This window comes from Mesorhizobium sp. LSJC280B00 (assembly GCF_000502835.1).
Lineage (GTDB): Bacteria > Pseudomonadota > Alphaproteobacteria > Rhizobiales > Rhizobiaceae > Mesorhizobium.
On sequence record NZ_AYVL01000023.1, the window covers coordinates 51,626 to 70,492 of the forward strand.

22 protein-coding genes and 3 pseudogenes are annotated in these 18,867 nt (G+C 63.0%); 3 read left to right on the forward strand and 22 right to left on the reverse strand.

The window, feature by feature from the left end:
* The first annotated feature begins 224 nt into the window (after positions 1-224).
* From X773_RS79365 to X773_RS65505, 3 genes are all read left to right on the forward strand, one after another.
* Complete coding sequence (locus X773_RS79365) at positions 225-458, forward strand: ATP-binding protein (RefSeq protein ID WP_348625942.1); 234 nt, start codon at positions 225-227, stop codon at positions 456-458.
* The gene (locus X773_RS65500; RefSeq protein WP_280952125.1) at positions 346-711 is read left to right on the forward strand and encodes an ATP-binding protein; all 366 of its coding nucleotides are present in this window, start codon (positions 346-348) and stop codon (positions 709-711) included. Before X773_RS79365 ends, X773_RS65500 begins: the two co-directional genes overlap by 113 nt.
* A gap of 198 nt (positions 712-909) precedes the next feature.
* Positions 910-1,263 (forward strand): hypothetical protein, encoded by a 354-nt coding sequence (locus X773_RS65505; RefSeq protein ID WP_023679095.1) that lies wholly within the window; start codon positions 910-912, stop codon positions 1,261-1,263.
* Positions 1,264-1,400: 137 nt separating this feature from the next.
* Here X773_RS65505 and X773_RS73815 read toward each other — a convergent pair whose 3' ends face one another.
* The 22 genes and pseudogenes from X773_RS73815 to X773_RS79105 form a co-directional block, all read right to left on the reverse strand.
* Entirely contained in the window at positions 1,401-2,366 is a 966-nt protein-coding gene (locus tag X773_RS73815; RefSeq protein WP_198023618.1) for a glycosyltransferase family 10, read from the reverse strand.
* Positions 2,367-2,649: 283 nt separating this feature from the next.
* Positions 2,650-4,331 (reverse strand): annotated as a pseudogene (locus X773_RS75050) (ISL3 family transposase).
* 268 nt (positions 4,332-4,599) lie between these two features.
* Positions 4,600-6,864, reverse strand: a complete 2,265-nt coding sequence (locus X773_RS65520; protein WP_031212424.1) for a carbamoyltransferase HypF — start codon at positions 6,862-6,864, stop codon at positions 4,600-4,602.
* Positions 6,864-7,013, reverse strand: a pseudogene (locus X773_RS77535) (nickel-dependent hydrogenase large subunit); the annotation flags it as partial. The pseudogene X773_RS77535 and the gene X773_RS65520, both read right to left, overlap by 1 nt.
* 96 nt (positions 7,014-7,109) lie before the next feature.
* Positions 7,110-7,442 (reverse strand): annotated as a pseudogene (locus tag X773_RS77540) (response regulator); the annotation flags it as partial.
* Positions 7,439-9,202: an enoyl-CoA hydratase-related protein gene (locus X773_RS65530; protein ID WP_023679099.1), complete on the reverse strand. Its 1,764-nt coding sequence runs from the start codon at positions 9,200-9,202 to the stop codon at positions 7,439-7,441. The gene X773_RS65530 and the pseudogene X773_RS77540, both read right to left, overlap by 4 nt.
* 2 nt (positions 9,203-9,204) lie before the next feature.
* Positions 9,205-10,254, reverse strand: a complete 1,050-nt coding sequence (gene hypE / locus X773_RS65535; protein ID WP_023679100.1) for a hydrogenase expression/formation protein HypE — start codon at positions 10,252-10,254, stop codon at positions 9,205-9,207.
* The gene (gene hypD, locus X773_RS65540) at positions 10,254-11,399 is read right to left on the reverse strand and encodes a hydrogenase formation protein HypD (RefSeq protein WP_023679101.1); all 1,146 of its coding nucleotides are present in this window, start codon (positions 11,397-11,399) and stop codon (positions 10,254-10,256) included. The genes hypE and hypD overlap by 1 nt, the downstream gene beginning before the upstream one ends.
* Positions 11,396-11,641 carry a HypC/HybG/HupF family hydrogenase formation chaperone gene (locus X773_RS65545; RefSeq protein ID WP_023679102.1) on the reverse strand — a complete coding sequence of 82 codons (246 nt, stop codon included), beginning with the start codon at positions 11,639-11,641 and terminating at the stop codon, positions 11,396-11,398. The genes hypD and X773_RS65545 overlap by 4 nt, the downstream gene beginning before the upstream one ends.
* Positions 11,641-12,519 (reverse strand): hydrogenase nickel incorporation protein HypB, encoded by an 879-nt coding sequence (gene hypB, locus X773_RS65550; protein ID WP_023679103.1) that lies wholly within the window; start codon positions 12,517-12,519, stop codon positions 11,641-11,643. The genes X773_RS65545 and hypB overlap by 1 nt, the downstream gene beginning before the upstream one ends.
* Complete coding sequence (hypA, locus tag X773_RS65555; RefSeq protein WP_023679104.1) at positions 12,519-12,860, reverse strand: hydrogenase maturation nickel metallochaperone HypA; 342 nt, start codon at positions 12,858-12,860, stop codon at positions 12,519-12,521. Before hypA ends, hypB begins: the two co-directional genes overlap by 1 nt.
* Positions 12,860-13,993 (reverse strand): hypothetical protein, encoded by a 1,134-nt coding sequence (locus X773_RS65560; protein ID WP_023679105.1) that lies wholly within the window; start codon positions 13,991-13,993, stop codon positions 12,860-12,862. Before X773_RS65560 ends, hypA begins: the two co-directional genes overlap by 1 nt.
* On the reverse strand, positions 13,990-14,529 hold the full coding sequence (hybE, locus tag X773_RS73820) for a [NiFe]-hydrogenase assembly chaperone HybE (RefSeq protein WP_198023619.1): 540 nt from the start codon (positions 14,527-14,529) through the stop codon (positions 13,990-13,992). Before hybE ends, X773_RS65560 begins: the two co-directional genes overlap by 4 nt.
* A gap of 40 nt (positions 14,530-14,569) precedes the next feature.
* Positions 14,570-14,791, reverse strand: coding sequence for a rubredoxin (locus X773_RS65565; RefSeq protein WP_023679107.1), 222 nt, complete (start codon positions 14,789-14,791; stop codon positions 14,570-14,572).
* On the reverse strand, positions 14,788-15,633 hold the full coding sequence (locus tag X773_RS65570; RefSeq protein WP_023679108.1) for a hydrogenase expression/formation protein: 846 nt from the start codon (positions 15,631-15,633) through the stop codon (positions 14,788-14,790). The genes X773_RS65565 and X773_RS65570 overlap by 4 nt, the downstream gene beginning before the upstream one ends.
* 25 nt (positions 15,634-15,658) lie before the next feature.
* Entirely contained in the window at positions 15,659-16,102 is a 444-nt protein-coding gene (locus tag X773_RS65575; RefSeq protein ID WP_023679109.1) for a hydrogenase-1 expression HyaE, read from the reverse strand.
* 4 nt (positions 16,103-16,106) lie between these two features.
* Positions 16,107-16,439, reverse strand: coding sequence for a HypC/HybG/HupF family hydrogenase formation chaperone (gene hypC / locus X773_RS65580; RefSeq protein ID WP_023679110.1), 333 nt, complete (start codon positions 16,437-16,439; stop codon positions 16,107-16,109).
* The gene (locus X773_RS65585; RefSeq protein WP_023679111.1) at positions 16,439-17,125 is read right to left on the reverse strand and encodes a HyaD/HybD family hydrogenase maturation endopeptidase; all 687 of its coding nucleotides are present in this window, start codon (positions 17,123-17,125) and stop codon (positions 16,439-16,441) included. The genes hypC and X773_RS65585 overlap by 1 nt, the downstream gene beginning before the upstream one ends.
* Complete coding sequence (locus X773_RS65590; RefSeq protein ID WP_023679112.1) at positions 17,122-17,535, reverse strand: hypothetical protein; 414 nt, start codon at positions 17,533-17,535, stop codon at positions 17,122-17,124. Before X773_RS65590 ends, X773_RS65585 begins: the two co-directional genes overlap by 4 nt.
* 33 nt (positions 17,536-17,568) lie before the next feature.
* The gene (cybH, locus tag X773_RS65595; protein ID WP_023679113.1) at positions 17,569-18,279 is read right to left on the reverse strand and encodes a Ni/Fe-hydrogenase, b-type cytochrome subunit; all 711 of its coding nucleotides are present in this window, start codon (positions 18,277-18,279) and stop codon (positions 17,569-17,571) included.
* Between the two features lie 9 nt (positions 18,280-18,288).
* Positions 18,289-18,642, reverse strand: a complete 354-nt coding sequence (locus X773_RS79100) for a HupE/UreJ family protein (protein WP_280952126.1) — start codon at positions 18,640-18,642, stop codon at positions 18,289-18,291.
* Positions 18,639-18,863, reverse strand: a complete 225-nt coding sequence (locus tag X773_RS79105) for a HupE/UreJ family protein (RefSeq protein ID WP_051406206.1) — start codon at positions 18,861-18,863, stop codon at positions 18,639-18,641. The genes X773_RS79100 and X773_RS79105 overlap by 4 nt, the downstream gene beginning before the upstream one ends.
* Between the last annotated feature and the right edge of the window lie 4 nt (positions 18,864-18,867).

Sequence of the window (18,867 nt, forward strand, 5' to 3'; positions counted from 1 at the left end):
CCGCGATTGCCCGGATCTTGGTCGCTGATTCAATCGCTACAAACATCTAAAGGCCGAAATTCAGAATTGAATCGACTTGGTCGAAGGACCGCAGTGGCGATGTCACCCCCTGGGCCGGGCGACCATTTCGTTTTCGTTCGCATGCCCGTCCATAGCGACAGCGCCACTAACAGCAGATGAACCACACAAAGTGAGGGAGACCCCAATTAAGTGCCAAGCGACAGCTGGCCCAAGGCGCCTGGCTGAAGGCGCATGAAAACCTCGTCATCACCGGGCAGACCGGCACCGGAAAGACTTGGCTGGCCTGCGCCTTCGGACGTCAGGCCGCCCGGCTCGAATCATTCCGTGCTCTACCTGCGCATGCCGCCTCTGTTCGAAGATCTCGCCCTGGCGCGTCGCGACGGCCGCTTTCCCCGTCTCATCGACAAGCTGGCTCGGGTGCAACTGCTCATCCTTGACGACTGGGGCACCCACAGCCTGACCGACCAGCAGCGTCTCGATCTGCTGGAAATCTTCGAGGAACGCTATCGCCGGAAATCAACGCTGATCACCGCCCAACTGCCGATCGCCCAGTGGCACGCCATGATCGGCGAGCATGAGAAAGCAAAAAACACCGCTGCCCTTGACCGGCGCCGAAAACGGCGAAATCAATCGCAAATGACTTCAACCAGGCAACCGAGCGCCGACCCCATCCTGCTGTCCGCGAATTAGTGAAACTGCTGTCCCCGATTTAGCGGAACGACTGTCTCGTTTTTGCGAAATACGCACGTCCGACGCAGCTTGCGTTGACAGAGGCGGTTTTACGCGCAATAGCACTTCCGCTCGGCCTATTTTTGTGGAGTTCAATTGTGGTTCGGCCAAGGGCGCTGGGCGCCGGACCGGCCCCGTGTAAAGAGAGAGAGACCCTGCATGGAAGAATTCTTACCGCGCATCGCCACTGGTGCCGGCATCGGCCCGGCTCTCGCAGAGAAGGCCGTTGGGTTAATGCTGGGTTTCCTGCAAAGCCACGCGGCCGACGGTCCCGTTGCCCGCATGATCGAGGCCATTCCGGGAGCTTCGGAATTAGTAGCGAAGTATCATGGCGACGACCCAGAGGGTGGCGGCCTTATGGGGCTCGGCCAGCAATTGATGAGTGAGGGTCTCAGCATGGCAAAGATCGCCGGCCTCGCCAACGAGACGATCGCCTTCACCAAGGAACGTGTCGGCGACGAACTCGTGGACGAGGTCCTCAATTCAGTTCCTGGCCTTCCCCAGTTCGTCTAATCAGCGGCAGCCGGGGGCGCATGACCTCGTGCGCCCGTACCGGCCGTTCTGCGCAGTAGGCATTCTCCGCCGAGCTTTCCGTACCGATCTCGCCAGACCACCAACCGCCGGGCACGCGAAGCGAGCGTTGGAGTACTTCATTCGTCTATTCCAAAATCGACCTCAGGCGAATCGATGTGTATAATTTCTGGCGGTAAGGGTTTATCCTGAACGCTTTCGATGAAGCCCGCGAGATAAGCAAACGTATTGTATTTCTCGAGGACCAACCGCTTCGCCTCTCGTATTGCGCCGCGACGCTCCTTCCAGAGGTCCGAGTTGATGATTTCTTGAATTTTTTGGATTACGTTCTTGTCCTCTGGGTCAATCAGAACCATTGAGTCCGAAGGGAAGAACCTCGTGATTGCCGGGCTGCCGTAATAGATCGGCATTGTTTCAGCAACGAAGCAGTCCATAAGCTTCTCTGTAAAATAGTAATCAGCACGAGTATTCTCGAAAGCTATACTGTAACGGTAAGGTGCGAGTGCGTTCCATTTATCTCCAATCAGCCGAAAACCTCGGCCGAACAGGTCAAAATCGAGCTCCTCTCTCAGCCGTTCCAGAAACGCCAGCCGATATCGATGCCCTTTAAGCAGGGCGATGTTACTGGTAATCCATGAGAGCCGAAGCGGCTTGTCCACGACTTCGCTGACCAGAAGTTGGTCATATGTCTTGTTTACAGACCAAGACCGAGTGATAGGTGGAGCCAAAACGAATCGGCGCCCTGCATTCTGCCGAGCAGCCAGCTCTGCGTCAGACGTCAGGACGATAGTATTTTTCCCCTGCCCTTCATGAAATGCGCGATGAGCTTTCGTCGGCGGTTCGCCGATTGCAAAAATTGTCCTGTTTGGGCTCGCCTCGATATCAACAGGGAGCCCAAAAAGAGAAGCAGAGTTAAAGACGATATGCCAATCGGGCACGAAGGATGTCGTGCGTACAAAAGCGACATTGTTCCAGATTCCACTGCCCTTTGGAGTGAGATGGTGGATTGCATCATCCAAAACGCCCCAAGAATCCAGACATGTAGCAACAATGGGCGCCGGACGTTCCGTCAACAATTTGGCCAACAAAGCAGTTCCACCCCATTCACTTCCGTTGGACCGGGAGCAACTTGTGCATCGGGCGCAACACCTCTCTGCGCCTGAAATAGCTCGCGATCCTGATCGATATCAAACACACGATTCTGTGCCACTTCGCGCCATTCGACAACTCATCTCTAAGACCGCGGGAATCCCTTCACTCGTGAAGGTACTCAATCGCCATTCCGGATTGCGGTAACATTGGGCAGCATAAACCTGCCGGGACCCGCCGTCGAGGCAATTGTCGCTTTGCACTTAACCAGGTTCTTCCTCACTTTGTGTGGTGATCAGGCCGGTTGAGTGGCAGCATGCGTGCCCTAAGGAGTTCGGAGCCCGCTCTGCCGTACATCGCACGCTTGATCGTCTTCAGGCGGTTGATCTGCCCTTCCGCCTGGCCGTTGCTCCACCGTAATTCAATGGCATTGCGAACGGCGTCAACGTCACGGCGTAGGACCCGAGCGAAACGCGTGATGGCGACGAGCCCGGAGTTGACGGCATCCTCGATCCAAGTGTCGAGCTTGTCCAATTCACAGGCCCCGCAAAATGCCGCGGAAGCGCATGGCAAGCCTGCGCATCGTGGCAAACTCATGTGATCCTTGCTTCAGGACGTCGACCTTTCTCGCCTGGTTGATCGTCAGCATACCCCGGGCCTTCATGCAGAGGGCCGCGGCGACTACCGGCGAGATCACATGGCCGGTCGCCGGATCCTGGATGGGGACAGCATCGCGGGCTGGTTGATGGCGTATGATCGAAGCAGGCGACGCACTGTCCTCGCCCGTCCTCTCGGCGCGGCGCCAGCTTGGGAGAAGCCGCTCCAGATTCGAGAAACTGCCCGTGTAGCCGCGCTGTTTGATATCGTGGAACAGGTGTCGTCCGCAGCGATTGCCGTCTCTCCAGGACTGGCTAAGAAACGCCTCGAAATATAAGGGTGACGTCGGCTCGACGCGGCCCTGCGTCGGTCGGGTGGCGTGTCGAAATTCAGCCATTTGGCGATGCTGCGCCGGCCGTAGCCGGTACGACGGGCGATCTCGGAACAGGACAGCCCTTTCCTTGCGCAAGGCGTGAACCATTTCGAACACCGTCTGCCGCGATTGTCGATGAGCGTGGCGCACCCGGCGCCGATGCGTTGCGTCAACGTGCGGATCATCCTGCATCAGATCGACTTGCGCGCTCCCGATACCCTTATCGGGCAGCAATGCAGGCCCCGTGGCGCGGCCCGAAAGGCTCATCTGCTCCTCGATTGCGACCCGCAGATTCTACATGAGATGGAACCGATCAGCCACCTGGCGCGCTTGCGGTGCACCCTCGCGAACAGCTTGCGCATAGAGCCCGCATCGGTCTCGGCTCACGATCTCGACGGAAGGGTGCCGCTCTAGCCATTGCGACGCACTCGCCACGCTTCTGTCATCCAGGATGTCGACAACCGAATGGCGCTCCAGGTCCACGATCATCGTGCCGTAGCGCCATGATCGCCGCCAGCTCCAGTCATCGATGCCAACGACCCGAATGGTGGAGTTGCTGTGAGCGACCGCGGCATCTCGCTTCAGCTGCCACAGGATAGTGTCGTCGCAGACCGGCATGCCGAGCCGTCGCATCAAGCGCTCGCCGGGACGGCCGCCGGTGCTATGGCCGAGCAGACCGACAATCTCCGCGACCCTCCAAGGGGAAGCAATCGTCGGCAGACGGTCGGTGAATGTTTGTCGTTCACATTTCTGATGTGCGCACCGCCAGCGGCTCAACCGAGGCTTCACCGTCACGGTCTTGCCCTGGACCGGCAGATTCTGAAGGCTGCGGTTGGACCAGCCATGCCGACTTCGGGTCCGTCGTCCGCAATCTGGGCAAAATGCCGAACGCCGGTCCGGCAGCGGAAACAAGCCAACTGTCATCATCAGTGAGCGCGACACCCCGTATTTTAGCCCCTGGGCCGGGGGACCATTTTGTTTTCGTTCGCATGCCCGCACATAGCGGCATCCCTCGCCAACGGCGAATGAACCACACAAAGTGAGGCAGAGCCCCATTAACTGCCAAGCGACACGATCCTTGGCTGCGTACCCGTCCTCGACGATTCCCTCGGAGCATCATTCCTGGCTAGTCCTTTTACCCGGCCATACGCGATCAGCCACTCACGGCCCGGACGAAATGCGCAAAGCTGGCCGCCGCACGTCACAATGCGCAGCGCCTTATTTGGACGATGCTGATATTTTTTCTTCAACGATTGGTCTCAATGCGAAAGGGCTAGGCCGATCGTTGCCTGGCCGAGCGCCAGACCGCCGTCGTTTGCGGGAATGCTTACGTGCGCCAGCCCCTCCAATCCTGCGACTGTGAGCTCGGCAAGTACGCCTTTGAGCAGCAGCCGATTCTGGAAAGCGCCACCGGACAGTGCGACCGTGCCGACGCCGTTTTCGTTAGTGAGTCCGATGGCCTTCCGCGAGATGATCTCTATCAGCGTCCTGTGGAAGCGCGCAGCAATCAGCCCGGTTTCGGCGCCCAAAGCCTGATCACAAAGAAGCGCTTCCCACAGACCTTTCCAGGAGATAACCGGGCCCTTCCGCGAGGTTGCTGGCCAAGCCTCGGCCGCATCCATGAACGGGCTGGCGAGCGCCTCCATCTCCATGCCGGCTTGCCCCTCGTAGCTCTGGCGCTCCAAACAGATGCCGAGGACTGCCGCGCAGGCATCGAAAAGCCGCCCCGCCGAGGAGGCAAGCGGAGCATTGACGCCCCTCTCGATCATCCGGTCCAGCACCCGAAGCGGCTTTTCGGCCAAGGCGGGGACGAAGGGCCGATCGGCAGGAAGCTTGGCCAGGAAATCCGGACCGAAAGCCGCCCGCAGATGCGCATAGGCATTGCGCCACGGCTCGAGGCTGGCCTTGTCGCCGCCGGGCACGGCGACCGGCTCGAAGTATGCCAGCCTCCGGAACCCTCGATAGCCGCCGAGCAGGAACTCGCCGCCCCAGATCGTGCCGTCATCGCCGTATCCGAGACCGTCGAGGATAATGCCCAGCACCGGCGGTGCGTCGATTGCGCGGCCGTGCTGGGCAAGGCACGAGGCGAGATGCGCGTGATGGTGCTGGACCTGCACAAACCTCGCCGCGGTCTCACGGGCAAGCTCCATGGCAAGCTGGGTCGAACGGTAGCCCGGATTCCGGTCGGCCACAATGAGGTCCGGCTTCGTGTCGAACAGGCTTCGATACAGCCCCAACGCCTGCCTCCACGCGTTCTGGTTCTTCAGCTCGTCGAGGTCGCCGAGATGCTGCGACAGCAGCGCGTTGCCGTCGCCCGCCAGGCAGAACGCGGCCTTTAGGTCGCCGCCCGCAGCCAGCGCCCTGACCGGGCCATCGAAGCCCGCCGGCAGCGCCAGCGGCTCCGGCGCGAAGCCGCGCGCGCGCCGCAACACCGAAATGCCGTGCCCGTCGAATCGCACCACGCTGTCGTCGAGCCGGTTGACAATCTCGCGGTCGTGCATCAGCCAGAAGTCGGCGATCCCGGCAAGCTCCTGCCGCGCCTCGTCATTGTCCGTGCATTGCGGCTCGCCCGAACGATTGCCGGAGGTCATCACCACCGGACCGTCCAGNCCCGCCGCAACGCCGCAGCTGTCACGGCGCTTCACCAGCACGATCGGCGCCGCTCGGGCGGCAAGCGCCACGCGCTCCTCGCCCGACAGCTCCGCGAATTCGGCAAGCTGCTCCAAGTCGCGCGCCATCAGCGCGAACGGCTTACCGTCGCGCTTCTTGCGGGCGCGCAGCTGCGCCACCGCCGCTTCGTCCGTCGCGTCGCAGGCGAGGTGGAACCCGCCGATGCCCTTGATCGCGACGATCCGCCCTTCCCCGATCAGCGCCGCCGCCTCGCGGATCACCGCCTGCGGGCCGCCGCCGACCACGACGTGGTCTGGACCTTCCAACCAGACGCGCGGGCCGCAGGCCGGGCAGGCGATCGGCTGGGCGTGATAGCGGCGGTCGGCCGGATTTTCATACTCGGCCCGGCATTCCTCGCAGGTCGAAAATCGTGCCATAGCGGTCGAGCGGCGGTCATAGGGGATAGCCTTGACGATTGACAGACGCGGCCCGCAATGCGTGCAATTGGCGAACGGGTAGAAATAGCGCCGGTCCTTGGGGTCGAGCACTTCCGCAAGACATTCCAGGCAGCAGGCGGCATCGGGCACGATGCCGGTCTTCACCCGCCCGCCCGCGCTCGCCGCTATGGCGAAGCCGCCCGCCGGCCGCGGCCCCTCAAGCGTCGCCGTCTCGATCCCGTCGATCCGCGCCAACGGCGGGCATTGCGCCTTTAGCCTGTCCGCGAAGGTCTCGAACTCGGCATCGCTGCACCACAGCGCGATCTCCACGCCTGCAGCATCGTTGCGGACGTGACCCGATAGCCCCATAGCGGTCGCGATGCGCCACACTGTCGGCCGGAAGCCGACGCCTTGCACCAGCCCCGTCACCCGGACCAGGCGTCCCTCCACTGCGGGCTCGGCGAGCGGCGGGCCCATCAGCGCACCGTGCACACTATGCACGGGTCCAACGACCGCACGATGTGCTGGACTGCAACCGGCTCGGTCTCGCCGAGCCGCACCGGCGCACCTTCGAGCGCCAGCTCCAGCGGGCCACGATTGCCGGCCCAGTCGCGTGGCGAAAAGTTCTGCAATGCGTAGAGCAGGTCGATCTGCGCGTGGTGGCGGCGACGAACCGCGATCTGGAGAAAGAGCTGCACCCCGTTCTTCAGCGTGAGCGTGAGGTTTTCCGGATGACAGAGCTTGGTGATGTACTGGTAGATGCCGGCCTCGTTGATGCCGTCGATGGTGTCATGCGCGTCGGTGTAGCCCGAGATGATCATGCGCACGATGTCCGGCCAGCGGGTGCGCGCCTGCTTCAGGAACTCGGTGCGGCAGGTGCCGGCTATGCGCTGGTCACACAGGATGATCTGGATCCATTCCATCTCCAGGATCGAGCTGGCGGCCTTGGTGTCGCTGGCTACGTGGACATCGAAATCCTCGCTCAGGACGCGCCGTTGCGCCTCCAGCGAGCGGATTTCGTCGTCGACGATCAATATGCCCGGCAGGTCGCTCACGATGCCTTTTTCCTTCCCTCCCGGCCGGCCTGCCAGGCGACGTCGCGGTGGCGGGCGATCGTCACTGGGGTGCGCGACTTCGGCACCTTGTGCACGAAATTATGCCGCGCGACGTGGTAGCTTGGGTCGAAGCCATAGAAATTGCGGCGCATCCGCGAAAGCTCCTCCTCGCGATAGGCGCAAAGCGGCTTGGCCGCCTCGTCGGCTGCGCGCCGGGCTTGTTTTTCGGCGAGCAACCCCGGAAACTCTTCGCTCCCGGCCAGCGCGGCAGCCGACGCCCTCACTTGCGCCGTGAACAGCTCGCTTGCCCCCGCGAACACCCGGTTGGCCAGATTCAGATTCAGCGCCTCCTTCGCGCCCATCGGCAGGCGCGCTGCCGCGATCCGGCGGGCATTCTCAGTCCCGCAGCAGCTCGGCAGGAGATAGGTCCAGAACTCCGAGCCGTAGAGATTGCCCATGTCCTTGTAATGCGGGTTGAGGATGACGCTCGAGCGCATCCAGAGCTGGTCGGTGCTGCGGGCGAGAAACACGCCGCCCGCTGCCGCATTTCCGGCAAGCGCTGCTACGGTGATGTGGCTCGTCGTGCGGATGATCGCATCGGCGAGGTCGTCGATGGCATTGATGTTGACCCAGGAATCGTCGGCCGCGCTGTCGGCCGCCTCGATCCGGTTGAGGTCGAGCCCGTTGGACCAGAACTGCGGCCCTCCGCACAGCACGATCGCCCTGGTCGGACGCTCCGTCGCTTTTGTATAAGCGTCCAAAAGTCTTCGACAGGCGTCCTTTCCCATTGCACCGTTATAGAAGGGGAAGTGCAGATAGCCGACCGCAGCTTCTTCTTCGTAGATGATGTCCTGATAACCGCCCGGTGAATTGAGCGGGATCTCCGGCAGGTCTGCAACTTCCTTCGCGAAGACCATGGTCGCCGGCAGCTTGAACGGGTGTGGCGAATTGGGATGCCGGACATGGCCGATCCACAACGCGCCGTCGCCGGTGACGATGGCGATCGCCGGCCCGCTTCTGGCGGCGACCACTCCCGGCTCGGGGAGCGATATCTTGCCCCGTTCACCCCGCGCGAGAGGCAAGTCACCCCCTGGTTCACGTGCGTCTCGCGCGTCGAAAAGGAAGACCGTTTCGCCGAAAAGTTCGTCCCGCACGCCGGGCGCGCCGTCGGCTGCTGCGATATTCTTCAGCACCGTTTCGGTCGTGTCGGCAGCCCAATCGATCCGCCGGTCCGCCTGTTTGATCGCGTCCCGCCACCGGCCCAGCGGCGCTACAGATTGTTCTTCCAGGGCAATCGGCTTTTCGCCCTGCTCGAACCGCGCGATCGCTTCGAGCACCGCCGTCACCGCCGCGTCGGTCACCTCGTTGCTGTAGAGGCTCGATTTCGTCGCCTTTCGCATCGCGAAGGTGGCGCTCGCCCAGACCGGCCCCGCATCCATTTGGGCCGCCGCTTCCAGCACCGTGACACCCCACTGCGTCGCCCCGTCCACCATCGCCCAGTCCAGCGCGGAGGGGCCGCGGTCGCCGACGATGCCTGGGTGAACGATCATACAGCATCGATTTTCATAGACTTCTTTCGGGATTGCCCGCTTCAGAAACGGGGCAATAACGAGGTCCGGCCGAAACAAATCTACCGCCTCCATGGTCCGCTCGTCGTTGACGTCCATCTCGACCGAGACCTCGTGTGCGTGCTCGCCAAGCGCCACGAAAATCCTCTGACTCAAGGCGTTGAAGGCGGTGACGAGAAGCAGAATGCGCATCTTCAGCAGATCCTCGGGAGCTGTTCCCCGGCGATCCAGTCGACCACGCGCATACCGCCAAGTCTCGTTTTCATCCGCACCAGCGCATGCTGGTCTGTGACGACTTCGCCAATGATTGCGGCATCCCGGCCCATGGGATGAGCGCGTATCTCGGCGAGCAAAGTCTTCGCGTCTTGCGCCACGCAGATGGCGATCAGCTTGCCTTCGTTGGCAACATTCAGCGGGTCGAGGCCGAGCAGTTCGCACGCCGCCGCGACCTCCGGCTTCACCGGAACCGCCGCTTCCCGGATTACCATTCCGACCTTGGACTGCTGCGCGATTTCGTTCAGCGTCGCCGACAGTCCGCCGCGCGTGGGGTCACGCAACACCCGGATACCAGGAACGGAGCCAAGCATCGCCGCCACCAGATCGTGCAGAGCTTGGCTGTCGGAGATAATTTCCGTTTCAAAATCAAGGTGTTCGCGCTTCGACAGGATTGCGACTCCGTGGTCGCCCATGGTGCCGGAGACAAGGATTGCATCGCCCGGCCGGGCATTGCTTCCGGAGATGTCTGTGCCGTCCGCCAGCACGCCAACAGCGGTCGCGGAGATGAAAACGCCGTCGCCTTTGCCCTTCTCCACCACCTTGGTGTCGCCCGTAACCACGGGTACGCCTGCTTCCCGGGCGGCAAAAGCCATTGAAACAACTATTCTTTCCAGTTCGGCCAACGGAAAACCTTCCTCCAGGATGAAGGACGCGGACAACCAGAGCGGCCGCGCGCCCATCATGGCGACGTCGTTAATCGTGCCGTGGACCGCCAGTGCTCCGATATCCCCGCCCGGAAAGAACAGAGGCGAGATGACATGCGCGTCCGTTGCCATCACCAGGCGTCCGCAGACGGTGCCGAGCAGGGCCGCGTCGTTAGCCTGGGCCAGGAACTCGTTGGCCAGATGTCTTTGAAAAATATCCCGAATCAGCTCGGCCATCGCGCGGCCGCCCGCGCCATGCGTCATGTCCACCGCGCCGCGGACCGACGAGGTGGTGACGGCTAGGCTGGGATCGTTCGCGCTCATTATTCCGCCGCCTCCAACAGCTTCGGCTCGCGGAAACGGCCATAGGTCCAGTAGGCCGCGCAGGCGCCTTCGGAGGAGACCATGCATGAGCCAATCGGGTTCTGCGGCGTGCACACGGTGCCGAACAGCTTGCAGTCGGTCGGCTTCTTCACCCCGCGCAGGATCGAAGGGCATTCGCAGGACTTCACCTGGCGCGAAGCCTTGACCGACAGCTCGAAACGCTTCTCGGCGTCGAAATCGGCATAAGCGTCGCGGATGCGCAGGGCGCTGTAGGGCACGGTGCCGAGGCCGCGCCAGTCAAAGGTCTTGCGCAGCTCGAAGACCTCGCTCACCAGTGCCTGCGCCTTGAGGTTGCCCTCCTCGGTCACGACGCGGGTATATTCGTTCTCGACCTCGTGCCGGTCTTCATTGACCTGCCGGATCAGCATCAGGATGGACTGCATGACGTCCAGCGGTTCGAAGCCGGCGATGACAACCGGCTTCTGGAATTCCTCGGCAAAGAATTCATATGGCTGCGAGCCGATCACGGAGGAGACGTGCGAAGGTCCCAGAAACCCGTCAATCTTGACGATGCCCAGTTCCCGCACTTCCGGCGATTCAAGAATGTGAGAGATCGCGGCCGGCGTGAGCACATGGTTGCAGAACACGCTGAAATTCTTGAACCCCTCGGCTTGCGCCGTCTTGATCGCGACGGCCGTCGGCGGCGTCGTGGTTTCGAAACCGATGGCGAAGAAGACGACTTGCCGCTCGGGGTTTTCACGCGCGATCTTTAGGGCATCGAGCGTTGAATAGACCATGCGGACATCCGCTCCGTCCGCCTTGGCGCGGATCAGGCTGCGTTGCTTGGTGCCCGGCACGCGCATCATGTCGCCGTAGGTGCAAAGGATGACCCCGTGCCGCTCGGCGAGCTCCACCGCATCGTCGAGGCGAGAGATGGGAAGCACGCAAACGGGGCATCCGGGTCCGTGCACGAAATGCACGTTCTGCGGCATCAGGTCCTGCACGCCGTGGCGAAAAATCGCATGCGTGTGCCCACCGCAGAACTCCATGAAATGGTAGCTCTTTTCCGGATCAGCCTCGATCGCGATGGCGCCGGCGATGGTCTTCGCAAGCTCCTGGTCGCGATATTCGTCGACATATTTCACGCCGAAATCTCCTCCAGCCCCTCCTCCAGCACGCCCGCTTCGGCCATCAGCTGCAGCGTGCGCTCGGCCTCCTCGGGGCTCACCTTGTGGAGCGCATAACCGACATGGACGAGCACGAAATCGCCAAGCGAAACGTCTGCCACCAAAGCCAATGAGATGCGCTTCGTGACCCTGTCGAACGCGACCACGGCCATGTCGTCATCGAGCAGTTCAACGACGCGGGCGGGAATGGCCAGGCACATCAGGCTGCTCCGAGCTCGGCCGCCCGCCGATGGCCGACTAGCGCCATGGCGCGGACCGCGCCGATCCAGGCCGTCCAGTCCGACATCCCCTCGCCCGTGCGCGCGGAAACCCTCAGCACCTTGATCCGCGGGTTCACCTTTCGGGCGTTGGCGATGCAGGCCTCCACGTCGAAGTCGAGATGCGGCAACAGGTCAGTCTTGTTGAGGATCATGAGATCGGCGGCGGCGAACATGTCGTGATATTTCAATGGCTTGTCCTCTCCCTCGGTGACTGAGAGCACCACCACCTTGTGTGCCTCGCCTAGGTCGAAGCCCGCCGGACAGACGAGGTTTCCCACGTTTTCGACGAGGAGCAGGCCTCCTTCGGCAAGGTCGAGGTGATCTGCGGCATGGCCGACCATATGCGCGTCGAGGTGGCAGCCCTTGCCGGTGTTGACCTGGATCGCGGGCGCGCCGGTGGCGCGGATGCGGTCGGCATCATTGGAAGTCTGCTGGTCGCCCTCGATCACGGCGATCGGCAACTTGCCCTTCAGTGCCTCGATCGTGCGGCAAAGCAGCGTCGTTTTGCCAGAGCCGGGGCTGGAGACGAGGTTGAGCGCAAGCACGCCGCGCTCGGCGAACATTTTCCTGTTCGCATCGGCATACTCGTTGTTCTTGGAATGGATATCCTTTTCCAGCTTGACCATCCGCGCCTGGCTCATGCCCGGCGCACGGGTGCCACCGGGGCCCGAGCCACAATCGTGCACATGATCGTCATGATGGGGGCCGTGATCATGATCGTGGTGGTGATCATGATCGTGGCCGTGATGATGGTGATGGCCATGCGCCTTGCCCTCGATCCGGACGGCGCCCTCGCCGCATCCGCAAATAGTGCACATCAGCTCACCTCCAATTCCCTGATCTTCATTTCTTGGCCGCCGGTCACCTGCAGCTGATGGCTTCCGCAGTCCGGGCATGGATCAAAGCGTGCCGCGATCGGCACGCTCTGGCCGCAAGGCATGCACCAGGCCCTGCCTTCCGTCTCGACGATTTCCAGCCTTGCGTCTTGCGCCAGAGAGCCACGCATGACGACATCGAAGCCGAACTTCAGCGCCTCGACCTCGACAGCGGATAGCCGCCCGATTTCCATGCAGACGCGGCCCACCTTCCGAAAATCCTGTCTCGCGGCCTCTTCCTCGATGATGCCACGGACGCTCTCGCATATCGCCATCTCGTGCATCAGCGGAGCCTGATATCGTAGCCGACGCAGGGGTCGATGGCCCGGACCAGGAGATCGGCCTGGACCGCCAGATCTTCACGTCTGGATGCAGCGAGCGCCGAAAGCGAGCTCGCGGCAATGCCGCTCTCGGCGAAATGAATGCTGGTCGGAGCCGTGATGGCGTAGTCGGCGATTCGGTCGTCGTTCAAAACAATCCGATGTTCCAGCCGGCCGCGTGCTGCCTCGGCGAAGGCAGTAGCAGAGCGGCCCCCGTTCTCGTCGCGAAAGACTTCGCGCGTAGGCACTTCGGACCCCTCCGCGACATCCCGCAGGGCCGCGAGCCCTCCGGCGATCTGCGCCGGCAGCGTCGATGCCTCGACCACGCGGGCAGCCAGCCGCGCGGCCAGGCCGGCTCCACCGTTTTCGGAAAGGAAAGCGCGAACGAGCGGCGCACCAGCCTGCCTGGCGAGGCAGCTCGTGTCGGCCGACGTTTCCTTCGGCAAATGTTCGTTTCCCCCGTTTGTCGTTTCGGGGTGGCCTATCATGGCCCAGCCCCTTGCCAAGACCGGGGCGATGAGACGGGCCGCAATCGTGCCGCGCTCCATAGCCCACTGCGCGAAGGCATCGCGATCCATCTCGCCAAGCGGCTTTTCGCCTTCGTAGACCACGGACTGCGTTAGATGGCTCGCTTCGGCGGCCGTTTCGGCAGCGTCCGCGCCCGGAATCCCCACGCACACGCCGGGAACGAACGCATTCCCGCCTGGAAAAAGTGCCTGCTTGAGGCGCTGCGGCAGGCGCATAGACCGGCGCAGGGTTTTACCGTCGGCAGGCTCGCCCGCGAGACTGGCAGTATCCAAGCCAATGCGCAGCAGGTGCTCGCGCAGCGTTTCGGTAAGCACAAGAAGCCGCCGCGCTTGCTTCGTGCGCCGGTCCGTCCCGATCTCCAGGGCCGCCTCGGCTGCCTCAACGCTCGCCGCCGACTGCGCAATACTACAGACACTGAACAGCGAACCGATCGCCGAGATGACCTCCGTCACCGGCCGGGCTCGCACGATCGGGCCAAGCGCAACCGGGCGCGGCGGCGTGACGATGGCTTCCATAACGCGACCGCCATCGCAGACGAGATCGATGGAGACGCGGCCATCAACGCTCATGCAGCGGTCTCCTCCTTGTCGCCCAAACCGAACAGCCAGCGGCGGGTCAATTTCGCCGGCTGGGAGCTCGCGGGTGTTCCGGCTGTCTCAACCTCGTCCAACGCGCTTGCCTCTTCCTCAGGTAGCCGGCCTTCCCAGACACGGATCATCTCGCCGTCTTCGTCTTCTTCCGCCTCACGGTTGAACAGTTCCGCAAGCACCTGCCGCGCGGCCTCTTGCGCACTCTCCTGGTCGGCGAATTCGAACATCGGCGAGAACAGCGAGCACATGCGGTAGCAGCCGAGCTCCTCTTCATAGGCCCGGAAGAACTCGAACCGGCCCGCCGGGAATGATGCATGCTCCTTCGTGCCCGTAGGCACGCGCGGGCGCGCTTGCCCGTCGCCAAATGGTAGAAGCACGAGGTTCATGAACCAGGGCGTGACAAGAACCGCGAGCCATTTGCCCTGCCACTGCCGCACGCCCACCGCGCTGACGCAAAGCGCCGGATTGAGGATCGGAATTCCTGCCATGGCCGTCCGTTCGATCCGCTGAAACACGAACTCTAGATGGGCAGCGACGGCTTGCGAATGATCCATGTCAATCGCTCACGACCATGAAGCCCTGCTTGGAGCCGTCACAGGTGGGGCAGCTCCAGTTGGCCGGCAGTTCGGCGAAGGGCGTGCCGGGCGGGATCTGCCAGTAGTCGTCGCCCTCAGCCGGGTCGTAGACATGCCAGCAAATCCTGCATTCGAGCCGCGACATCGGGCCGATCTTGGCATTGTCGCCGCCATATGAACCGGCAAAGAAGGAGTCGTTCACCGGTAGACCTCCAGGATTTCGAGGAGCCGCTGGCGGCTGTCCGCAATATCCTCGGGCGCAGCGCGGACCACCCCCGGCAAGGCCGTGACCTCGATCGTGTTGAGGATGAGATCGTCGGTCGAATTGAAGAAGCGCACCCACCAGACGCCGCGCGTCCCCGTCGTGGTCACGCGGCAATTGCCGTAGCCACGCGACAGCACGACCACCGGCCCGTGGCCAAGCAGGCCGTCGAGGAAGGTCAAGTCCTCTTCAGTGTGCGGCAGCAGCGACAGGTTTATGGCGTGCGGCCCGACGTCGGGCCCGACGAGCGGGATGCGGCCATTGAGCTCCGAAATCAGCGGCGGCGCGTTGAAGACGCCCGTCGGATAGGTCGCCGGCGCAGCGAGCGTATTGCGGCAGCCGGCGAAGGCCCTCTCCAGCACGGCCGAGGGAAAGGCGCCGACCTCGACGAAATCGCGCACGAGCCTGCCATCCGTTCCGGTCTGGCGCACGCGCCAGATACCGGCGAGCACCGACTCCTGAGCCTTCAGGTCGTCGCCGCAGATGATCAAGACCTCGCCCTCGCCCAGCGCCTGGTCGATCAGCGCAAGATTGGCGTCGTCGAGGCCGGAAAGATCATGCACCGCGTTTTCGCAATCCGGCGAGGACCGGCCGAGGCTTTCAGCCAGCGCGGAGAGCACCGCCAAAGCAGCTTCGAGCCCGGCGACATTTTCCTTCTCCGGCAACATGGGTGACGCAGAGGTCGCCATGCCCTTCGGCATTTCCATATACTGCAAGTCGCTGCCGTCCCCTTCGCTCGGCTGTGAACCCGGCCCGATGCCGCCGAATAGCGATGCTGCCATGATGCGCCCTCCCGGCCGCTTTCGCTCACTGGAAATGATCGTGGTCGTGACGGTCGTGGGTCGCGCAGGCTTCGGGAAGCTCGAAACGCGGCGGCGCGCTCGGCCCGCGCCTCAGTTTGCCGTCGATCTCAGTGAGGTAGTCTTCCCAGTCGAGCACGCGCTTTATGGCGCCGAGATATTCGCCGTTCCTCAGGAAGACAAGCGCCGGGAAGGCGTCGAAGCGATAGCGGCTTTGCAGCTCGCGTTCGCTCTCGCGCGATACCACGGCGGGCTTGAACACGCCCTGGAAGGCCTGCACCAGCTCCGGGAGGATCACCGCCACATCGTTGCTCTCGGCGAGCCGCAACCAGTCACCGGGAAAAAACAGCGCGGTGAGGTCGTGGGCCTCGGCGAATGCGTCGATGTTCGCCTCGTCAACCACCGGGATGCGGTGGCGCTCCATCATCATGGTGAGAACGGGTGAAAACATGGACTCAGGCGTCCTCCGTGCCTTGCGGTGAAAGGGCTTGCCCCGGCCGCAAATGCTCCGGCAGTTGCGGCTCGCGGCCGACCAGGTCGGCGAAGAGGTGGTCGAGGTCGGTGTCGCCGGCGAGCGCACGCTCCGTCGCTTCGATCGCGTCGGCGATCAGGCGCGCCGTCTCGGCAGTGACAGTCTCGCGCGCGGTGTCGAGGAAGGCGAGTATCCACGTACCCGCTGGCTGGTCGCCCACCAGGGTCATATCGAGGCGCCGCGTGCCGCTGCGACCGGTGCACAGGGCAATGCCGCCGCTGCATTCAACCACCTGGAAGGGAACGCCGACACACATCAGCCCTGCCTTCCAGACGATTGCAAAAGCGCGTCGATCTCGCACTCGAAATTCGCCGGACCAGCGAAGGCACCATTCTCGAGAAGCCGCGCGCCGTGACGACAGGCCTCTTCCGGTCGGGGTCGACCGCTCTCGTAGATGCCGATGCGCATTTCGCGCGAGGCGAGCGTCTCTTCTTCGGCCAGCGGTTCGGTGCGCTTGGCGATCGTCGCGCCGAGCCAGGCGAGCCACTCGATGGCGATCTCGATTGCAGGCTCGATCTGAGCCTTCACCGCGGGCCGGAGACTGCCGCCGTAGTCGTCCAGCTCGACCGGTTGCACGCCGACGAGAAGGAGATGGGCGGGATAGTCACCCATCATCTCGGCCATGGCGAGAACTTCCTGAAAGCCAGTCTGGTGGAGCGAAATCTTCTTCACACCGAGGAAGGCCGGCACCTCGCTGCCTTCGACGAGCTTCAGCGTGCCGGGCGCCAAGCCGTAGTCGACCGCGTCGAACACCACGAGGATGTCGGCCTCGCGGATATGTTGGAGGAGGTAGATGCCCTGCGTGCCGCCATCCATGGCCCGGACGTTGTCCGCCGTTTCGCAGAGCCGGTGGAACTCCTCCACCACGCGGATGCCGAAGCCCTCGTCGGCCCATAGCAGATTTCCGATGCCGAGCACGAGCACCCGTGGCGCGTCGTTCATTGGGAAGCCTCCTTTCGACCTTTTTCTTCCAGCAGCAAGAGGCGGGCCAATTGGCCGGGGGCCGGCAAATGGTTGCGAAATAGGTTGATCTCTGGATAGCGAACGACGCGTATGGAAAGCGCGATGACGATTTTACCGCACAAACGGAAAGTATCCTTCCATTGACGGATACGGCAACGGCCGGACTGAGAACCGAATTCCAGGCCGATGGAAAGTTTGCGTTCACTCGCCCTCCCCACTCCGCCTCGCTCCGCACCTTTGCCCTGAAAGGGATAGAGGAAGGGCGCCGGGCGTTGCGGTTGGCACTTCCTCTCCCCGTCGAACGGAGGAGAGGTGTCGAGGCAAGCCGAGACGAAGTGTGGATCGACTTGAAGGCAACCCGTCTTGAAGAAAAGAGCCGGCGCGGGCAAACGCCCGCGCCGGCAGGTGAGGTCGCGAAAGTCCTAGTGGGAATCACGAGGCGCGCCGTTGCCGCGAAAGGTCCGCCAGCCGGAGAACATCGAGGAGATGATCGACTGCTTCGACATGATGTCCTCGCGCACCGCGGCATAGATATGGATGATCACGAAGCAGATGATCACCCACATGCCGAGATGGTGCCAGGTATGCACGTCCTGACTCTGACCGAGAAGTGGGATGACCCAGCTCGAGAACAGGTCGTACTGCCAGGACCCCATGCCGGCCCCCTCGCCGTAGAGCGCCAGTCCGGTCACGATCATGAAGATGGTGAACCAGACGAACAGGAAGTGCATGGCGAGCGTCGCGAGCGGGTTGTGCCCGGAACACTTCATCGGCTCGCTCACCAGCATGGCGTACCAGAGCACCTCGTGCCAGAGCTCCTTCCAGAACCGTCCGTTCCAGACAGGCGGGAGGAATATCTGCCGGGAATGCTCGTTGCCGGCGAAGACCCAGTAGATGCGGAATGCGAAGCCGACGATCAGGACATAGCCCGCAACGAAATGCAGGTAGCGTATCCAGCCGAAGAGGAAACTGGAACTCGCCTCGCCGCCAACCGCCGGCGGCGGCGAGCCGATCAGGTAGCCGGTGCCGGCAAGCATGAGGATGGCGAAGGCATTGACCCAGTGCCAGAGGCGCAGCGGCGCCTCGTAGACATAGACCCCTTCTTCGCCATGCGGAGTTTGGCTCGCGCTCATGGCCGCCCCCTAGCCGCCGAACACGAGCGTAGCGCCCGAGCCGGCAATGACCATGCCGAGCCCGGCGCGCGCCCAAGGCGACGACGCGAGCCTGAGGCCGATGCCGGTGCCGGCCAGATGCAGCGCCGCGGTCGAGAGCGTGAAGCCGGCAATATAGGCAAGTGCCGCGCCGGTCGTCTCGCTCGCATGGGCATGGCCATGGAAGAGGGCGAAGAACCCGGCAAGGCCGATGCCGAGCATGCCGGGAAGGCCGGCACCGGCGACGATCATGATGCCGAGAGCAAGCACGGATAGCGCGATCATGCCTTCGACCGCTGGCAGGCGGATGCCGGCAAAGGCCAACGCCGCACCCGTCATCATCATCGCCACGAAGGTTGCTGGGCCACCAGGACCCGCGACGGCATGGCCACCGCCGACCAGACCCCGACCGCCGCCATGGCGAGAAGGTGGTCGAGTCCCATCAGCGGATGGGCGATGCCGGCGGCGAACCCGTCGGCATGCCCTGCGCCGACATGGGCGAGCGCCGGGCTGGCAAGGACCGCGAGCGAAGCTGCGGCGCCAAGTTTCAGGATAGCGTGTCTCATTTCG

Bases quoted from the DNA above. Each gene is read 5' to 3' on its own strand.
- X773_RS65560 (WP_023679105.1), bottom strand. From the start codon at position 13,993: ATGAGCGTTGATGGCCGCGTCTCCATCGATCTCGTCTGCGATGGCGGT.
- hypE (WP_023679100.1), bottom strand. From the start codon at position 10,254: ATGAGCGCGAACGATCCCAGCCTAGCCGTCACCACCTCGTCGGTCCGC.
- X773_RS65530 (WP_023679099.1), bottom strand. From the start codon at position 9,202: ATGCGCATTCTGCTTCTCGTCACCGCCTTCAACGCCTTGAGTCAGAGG.
- cybH (WP_023679113.1), bottom strand. From the start codon at position 18,279: ATGAGCGCGAGCCAAACTCCGCATGGCGAAGAAGGGGTCTATGTCTAC.
- X773_RS65570 (WP_023679108.1), bottom strand. From the start codon at position 15,633: ATGGCAGCATCGCTATTCGGCGGCATCGGGCCGGGTTCACAGCCGAGC.
- X773_RS65575 (WP_023679109.1), bottom strand. From the start codon at position 16,102: ATGTTTTCACCCGTTCTCACCATGATGATGGAGCGCCACCGCATCCCG.
- hypA (WP_023679104.1), bottom strand. From the start codon at position 12,860: ATGCACGAGATGGCGATATGCGAGAGCGTCCGTGGCATCATCGAGGAA.
- X773_RS65505 (WP_023679095.1), top strand. From the start codon at position 910: ATGGAAGAATTCTTACCGCGCATCGCCACTGGTGCCGGCATCGGCCCG.
- X773_RS79105 (WP_051406206.1), bottom strand. From the start codon at position 18,863: ATGAGACACGCTATCCTGAAACTTGGCGCCGCAGCTTCGCTCGCGGTC.
- X773_RS65545 (WP_023679102.1), bottom strand. From the start codon at position 11,641: ATGTGCCTGGCCATTCCCGCCCGCGTCGTTGAACTGCTCGATGACGAC.
- hypB (WP_023679103.1), bottom strand. From the start codon at position 12,519: ATGTGCACTATTTGCGGATGCGGCGAGGGCGCCGTCCGGATCGAGGGC.
- X773_RS79100 (WP_280952126.1), bottom strand. From the start codon at position 18,642: ATGATGATGACGGGTGCGGCGTTGGCCTTTGCCGGCATCCGCCTGCCA.
- hypC (WP_023679110.1), bottom strand. From the start codon at position 16,439: ATGTGTGTCGGCGTTCCCTTCCAGGTGGTTGAATGCAGCGGCGGCATT.
- X773_RS65585 (WP_023679111.1), bottom strand. From the start codon at position 17,125: ATGAACGACGCGCCACGGGTGCTCGTGCTCGGCATCGGAAATCTGCTA.